The following is a 1,273-nucleotide window of genomic DNA, read 5'->3' on the forward strand; positions in this document are numbered from 1 at the left end:
CATCATTATGGAGCAAAAGCGGTAATTGTGCATCCCGGACGCCGGATGGCGAATGGACGGGATTAGTGACGAAATTTATAATGCCGTTAGCGATATTACGCTAATTCATGCTGCCCGAATATTAAAACTACCGGAGCTACGCCTTTACCTGTGAGTGAAGTCTAAAACACAGTAAGCATCTATTTTTCGGGGATGAAGTCCATTCCCGGAGAACGGATGTTTTTTTGTGTCTCTGATGTAGAGGTAGAGCGCTTCCATTGAGCTTGAAGCCATTGTGGTGTACACTGTCCAGAACAGGTGTAAATTGGAACGTCAGGAAGGCAGGACGGTTACAAGGAGGGAAAGACACATATGTATGCCCGTTTAAGATCGTTAAATTATCCACTAAAACTCTATGTTTTTTTAGCACTGGCCTTATGCTCCGTAATCAGTACATTGTGGATCATTAACGTGCGACTGCCCTCAGGGGGCCGCCCTTATCTTTTTATTTGGTGGAATATGATGTTGGCCTGGATTCCTATGCTGTTGACGCTACTGCTTGATGTAATGTACAGCTCGTGGAGGCGAGGAACGAGGACATTTTTACTCTGGGTTACGGGGGCGGCATGGCTTTTCTTTTATCCCAATACACCCTATTTGATCACAGATTTGCTGCATGTATTCGCCAGATATCCATTTCTCGGGGAGCAACGTTTCTGGGGCAATCCGTACTTTTGGAATCATGTACTGGGGATGCTGCTGGTAGCCGTACTTGGCCTGACAATGGGTTTTGTATCGCTCGAATCCGTACGACAGTTGGTACAACGTGCACGTGGTGGGCTTGTTAGTTGGCTGTTTATGCTGGCGGTACTCTTGTTGAGCAGCCTGGGTATTTACATTGGCCGTTTCTTTCGAGGGAACACATGGGATATTGTTTCTGCGCCCTCTCAACTGTATGCACAGGTATCTTCCATATGGGCAGACTCCTTGCAACGTACTCATTTTGTGGAGTTTAGTGGGATGCTATTCGTCATTTTGCTCGTCAGCTATGTATCCACGATGTGCGTAGTCTGGATAGGGAACAACCGCCAGGACGAATGGCGTCGCTGGTGATTTGATTGCAGCTGAGTGGCTGAATATTATCAAAAAATGTAAATCAAAGGAGGAATAGCTACAATGAACGGACAGAATCGATCCGATATCCGCGCTGGTCTTCAGGTGGATATTGTGCTTAAAAAGGATCAGTCTACCGGTACGTTGACGCGAGAAACGGTGAAAGATATTTTGACAAATT

General features: G+C 46.1%; 2 protein-coding genes. Both read left to right on the plus strand.

Features of this window, described 5'->3' with window-relative positions; translation table 11 throughout:
- Positions 1 to 351 precede the first annotated feature (351 nt).
- Positions 352 to 1,092: a DUF1361 domain-containing protein gene (locus GRP75_RS27255; RefSeq protein ID WP_160790926.1), complete on the plus strand. Its 741-nt coding sequence runs from the start codon at positions 352 to 354 to the stop codon at positions 1,090 to 1,092.
- Between the two features lie 63 nt (positions 1,093 to 1,155).
- Positions 1,156 to 1,273, plus strand: a 118-nt coding sequence (locus GRP75_RS27260) for a DUF2196 domain-containing protein (RefSeq protein ID WP_160790927.1), incomplete at its 3' end; no start/stop codon positions are given.

Origin of the sequence: Paenibacillus sp. OT2-17, assembly GCF_009827695.1 — a bacterium.
In the GTDB taxonomy this organism is placed as follows: Bacteria; Bacillota; Bacilli; order Paenibacillales; family Paenibacillaceae; genus Paenibacillus; species Paenibacillus polymyxa_B.

Coding starts and splice junctions, on each gene's coding strand:
- GRP75_RS27255 (WP_160790926.1), top strand. CDS start 352: ATGTATGCCCGTTTAAGATCGTTAAATTATCCACTAAAACTCTATGTT.